Consider the following 5107-nt stretch of genomic DNA (forward strand, 5'->3'; position numbering starts at 1 on the left):
GTCCGTCGTCGGTGGTGGTCTCCGGTGAGGCGGAGGCTGTGGAGGAAGTCGTCGCGCGGCTGGGGAAGGTCAAGTCCAAGCGTCTGCGGGTCAGTCACGCGTTCCACTCGCCCTTGATGGAACCGATGCTGGCTGACTTCCGGCAGGTCGCCGAGCAGATCACTTACAACGAGCCGCAGCTGCCGGTGGTCTCGAACGTGTCCGGCCGACTTGCCGAGCCGGGTGAACTGACCACACCCGACTACTGGGTGCGGCATGTGCGTGAGGCGGTCCGTTTCGGTGACGGTGTCGGCGCGCTGGCCGCTGACGGTGTCGGTGTGCTGGTGGAGGTGGGTCCGGACAGTGTCCTGACCGCGCTGGCCCGGGAGTCCTTCGACGGCGGGGACGGTATGCGGGCGGTTCCGCTGCTGCGCAAGGACCGTCCCGAGCCGGAGACCCTGCTGACCGGGGTGGCGCAGGCGTTCACGCACGGTGTCGAGGTCGACTGGTCGGCACTCCTCCCCGGCGGCCGCCGTGTGGAACTGCCCACCTACGCCTTCCAGCAGCAAAGTTACTGGCTGGAGGAACCGTCACGGTCCGCGGGCGACCCGGCCGCGTTCGGGCTGGGCGCCGCGGATCATCCGTTGCTGACCGCCGCGGTGGGGTTGGCGGACGGACAGGGCGTGGTTCTCACCGGCCGTCTGTCACTGCGTACGCATCCGTGGTTGGCGGACCATGCGGTGGCCGGGACGGTGCTGCTGCCGGGCACGGCCTTCGTGGAGCTGGCGATCCGGGCCGGGGACGAGGCGGGCTGCGGGCGTCTGGAAGAACTCGCACTCGAAGCACCGCTTTTGATGACCGAGGACGACGCGCTCGCCGTGCAGGTCCGGGTCGGGGCGCCCGACGAGGCCGGGCGGCGCCCTGTGGGCGTGTACTCCCGGAGCGGGAACTCGGGCGACGAGCAGGAATGGGCGCGGCATGCCAGTGGTGTGCTCACCGCCGACACGCCGGGGGAGGCGCTGGACAGGACGGAGGGGGCGCTCGACCTGACGGTCTGGCCTCCGGCCGACACCGAACCCATCGACCTGAGCGGCTTCTACGAGGCGTCGGCCACGAGCGGATACGGGTACGGTCCCGCCTTCCAGGGCCTGCGCGCGGCTTGGCGACGCGGCGACGAGATCTTCGCCGAGGTGAGCCTGCCCGAGCACGCGGAGCAGGCGGAGCAGGGAGAGCGGCCGGAGCAGGGAGAGCTGCCGGGGCGGTCCGGCCAGACGGACCAGGACGAGCGCGCGAGCGGGTTCGGGATGCATCCGGCTCTGCTGGACGCGGTTCTCCACGCGGTGATCGCCGCAGAGTCGCGGGGTGCCCGGCCGCGGGACCCCGAGCCGCAGGGTGACGTGCGACTGCCCTTCTCCTGGAACGGAGTCTCGCTGCACGCCGCCGGCGCCACGACCGTGCGGGCCCGCATCCGGCTCTCCGGCACGGATTCCGTCTCCCTCCAGGTGGCGGACGGCACGGGCCGGCCCGTGATGTCGGTCGACGCGCTGGTGTCCCGCCCCGTCCCGGCCGAACAACTGCGGCATCCGGCCAGTGGTGACGCGAGCGGCCTGTTCGACGTCGAGTGGGTCCCCGTACCCGCCGTACCCCGGACACCGGAGCCCGAGCGGACGTGGGCGGTGCTCGGACGCGACGGCCTCGGGCTGGACGATCTCGCGCAGGACGCGGACACCTTCCCGGCCTTCGTCGTGTTCCCCTGCGTCACGACCGTCACCGCCACCGCTACCGACGACCTGACCGCCACCGATGACCTCGCCGCCGCCACCGACGGCCCGGCCGCCACCGACGACTCCACCGTCATCGACGGCCTGGCCGTGGCCGCACGTGCGGCCACGGTGCAAGCGCTGGAGCTCGTCCGTCGCTGGCTGTCCGATGAGCGGTACGCGGACTCGCAGCTGGTCGTCGTGACCAGCGGAGCCGTCGCCACGTCGAGTGACGCACCCGTGGCAGACCTGGTGCACGCGCCGGTCTGGGGGCTGGTGCGGTCCGCGCAGGCCGAGCACCCCGGCCGGTTCGTCCTGATCGACGTCGATGGCGACGTCGATGGCGATGGCGATGGCGATGTCGATGTCGATGTCGATCCGGCTTCGGATTCGGACGGTCGTGAAGGCTGGGAAGCGGTCCTGCCCGCCGCTCTGGCGGCCGGCGAAGCCCAGCTGGCGGTGCGCGACGGTCGGATCCTGAGCCCCCGCCTGGTCAGGACTCCCGTCACACAGGAGACGTCCACGAGCCCGTGGGATACCGAGGGCACGGTGTTGATCACCGGTGGCACGGGCTCGCTGGGGCGGGAGGTGGCGCGGCATCTGGTGGTCACGCACGGGGTGCGGCATCTGGTGCTCGCCGGTCGTCGCGGCATGGAGGCCCCGGGGGCCCGGGAGTCGGCGGCGGAGCTGTCGGGTCTGGGCGCGTCGGTGTCGGTGGTGGCCTGTGACGTGGCCGACCGTGACGCGGTGGACGGGCTGCTGTCCCAGCTCTCGGCGGAGCGCCCGTTGCGGGCGGTGGTCCACACGGCGGGCGTGCTGGACGACGGTACGGTGACCGGGCTGACCCCCGAGCGGCTCGCAGCGGTCATGCGGCCGAAGGTGGACGCCGCGGTCAACCTCCACCTCGCGACGAGGGAGTTGGACCTCGACGCCTTCGTCCTGTTCTCCTCGGCCGCCGGTGTGTTCGGCAACCCCGGGCAGGCCAACTACGCGGCTGCCAACACCTTCCTGGACGCGCTTGCCGCGCACCGCAGGACGCGTGGTCTGCCCGCCGTGTCCCTGGCCTGGGGTCTGTGGGACGAGAACGGCGGAATGGCCGCGGGCCTCCAGGACGGCGATCGGGCACGGCTGACCCGTACGGGCGCGCAGGCCCTGTCGAACGAGCAGGGGCTGGCGTTGTTCGACGCCGCCACCGCTGCCGGGCAGCGGGCGCTGCTGGTGCCGATCCGTCTGGAGATGGGTGTCCTGCGTGCCCAGGCCGGTTCGGGGACGCTGTCGCCCCTGCTGCGCGGCTTGGTGAGGACCCCGGCGCGCCGGACAGCCGCCGCCCGGGCCCAATCGGGCAACCGGTCGTCGGACTTCGGCCGACGACTGACCGGCCTCGCCGAACCGGAACAGGAAGGCCTGCTGCTGGACCTCGTGTGTGCGCACGTGGCCGCCGTCCTCGGTCACGTCTCCTCCGGGGGCATCGACGCGGAGCAGGCGTTCCGGAGCCTGGGCTTCGATTCCCTGATGGCGGTCGAGCTGCGCAACCGGCTCAACGACGCCACAGGGCTACGGCTGCCCGCCTCCCTCGTCTTCGACCACCCCACCCCCGTGGTGCTGGCACGCCACCTCCGAGCGGAACTCGCGGGCACGCGGGACGTGGCGGACGGCACCCGCACGGCAGACAACCGCACGGCAGACAACCGCACGGCAGACACCCGCGCGAACGCCGGCAGCGCCGACGAACCGCTGGCGATCATCGGTATGGCCTGCCGCTACCCGGGCGGTGTGCAGACTCCGGAAGACCTCTGGCAGATGGTGCTGGAGGGACGCGACGCGACCACCCCGCTCCCCGACGACCGCGGCTGGGACCCGGCAGCGATCTATGACCCGGACCCCGACGCCGTCGGCAAGAACTACGCGGTCGCGGGAGGCTTCCTCCAGGACGCCGCGGGCTTCGACGCCGACCTGTTCGGGATCTCGCCGCGCGAGGCACTGACCATGGATCCGCAGCAGCGTCTGCTGCTGGAGACGTCCTGGGAGGTGTTCGAGCGGGCCGGCATCGCACCCGAGTCGCTGAGCGGCAGCCAGGTCGGTGTGTTCGCGGGCGCGATGGGCTCGGACTACATGGCCACGCTCAAGGTGCCGGACGAGCTGGAGGGCTACTCGGCCACCGGCAGCGCGGGCAGCGTGATCTCGGGCCGGATCGCCTACACCTTCGGCCTCGAAGGGCCGGCGGTGACCGTCGACACGGCCTGCTCGTCGTCCCTGGTGGCGATGCATCTCGCCGGGCAGGCCCTGCGCGGCGGCGAGTGCTCGATGGCGCTCGCGGGCGGCGTCCAGGTCATCGCCACTCCCAAGGGCTTCATCGAGTTCAGCCGCCAGCGTGCGCTGGCGCCCGACGGCCGGTCGAAGGCGTTCTCGGCGGCGGCCGACGGTACGGGCTGGGGTGAGGGTGTGGGGATGCTGCTGTTGGAGCGGCTGTCGGATCCGTCCCAGCAGCGTGTCATCCGGGCCGCGTTGGCCAACGCCGGCCTGACGCCGAACGACATCGACGCCGTCGAGGCGCACGGCACCGGCACCCCGCTCGGCGACCCCATCGAGGCGCAGGCGCTGCAAGCCACGTACGGCCGCGACCGCACCACCGACGATCCGCTGTGGCTGGGATCCATCAAGTCCAACATCGCGCACACGCAGGCCGCGGCCGGTGTCGCCGGTGTGATCAAGATGGTGATGGCGCTGCGCAACGGGGTGCTGCCGAAGACACTGCACGCGGACGAGCCGTCCCCGCACGTCGACTGGTCCGCGGGTGCGGTGGAGTTGCTGACCGAATCCCGGGACTGGCCGCGGACCGACGGGCGTCCGCGGCGGGCCGGCGTGTCGTCCTTCGGGATCAGCGGGACGAACGCGCACGTGATCGTGGAGCAGGCGCCCGAGTCGTCCGTCGAGGCGGTGGGTGAGCGGGTTCCGGTCGGGGTGGTGCCGTGGGTGGTGTCGGCGCGGAGCGCTGAGGGACTGGCCGGCCAGGCGGAGTCCGTCGAGGCGGTGGGTGAGCGGGTTCCGGTCGGGGTGGTGCCGTGGGTGGTGTCGGCGCGGAGCGCTGAGGGACTGGCCGGCCAGGCGGAGCGGCTCGCTCGGTTCGTGGAGGAGCGGGCCGAGCTGGACCTGACCGATGTCGGGTTCTCACTGGCCGGGTCGCGGTCGGTGCTGGAGCACCGGGCGGTGGTCCTGGGACAGGACCGCGACGGCCTGCTCGACGGGCTGCGCGCCCTGGCCGAGGACTCGCCGAGTGCGGGTGTGGTGTCGGGTGTGGGTGATGTGCGGGGTCGGGTGGTGTTTGTTTTCCCTGGTCAGGGGTCGCAGTGGGTGGGTATGGCGGTGGA

The 5107-nt window shown here is 72.2% G+C and carries 1 protein-coding gene; it reads left to right on the forward strand.

Features of this window, described 5'->3' with window-relative positions:
* Window positions 1–38: 38 nt before the first annotated feature.
* On the forward strand, window positions 39–5107 hold a 5069-nt coding region (locus tag ASD48_RS44875; protein WP_242432744.1), incomplete at its 3' end, for a type I polyketide synthase.

This window comes from Streptomyces sp. Root1310 (assembly GCF_001426425.1).
Taxonomy (GTDB): domain Bacteria; phylum Actinomycetota; class Actinomycetes; order Streptomycetales; family Streptomycetaceae; genus Streptomyces.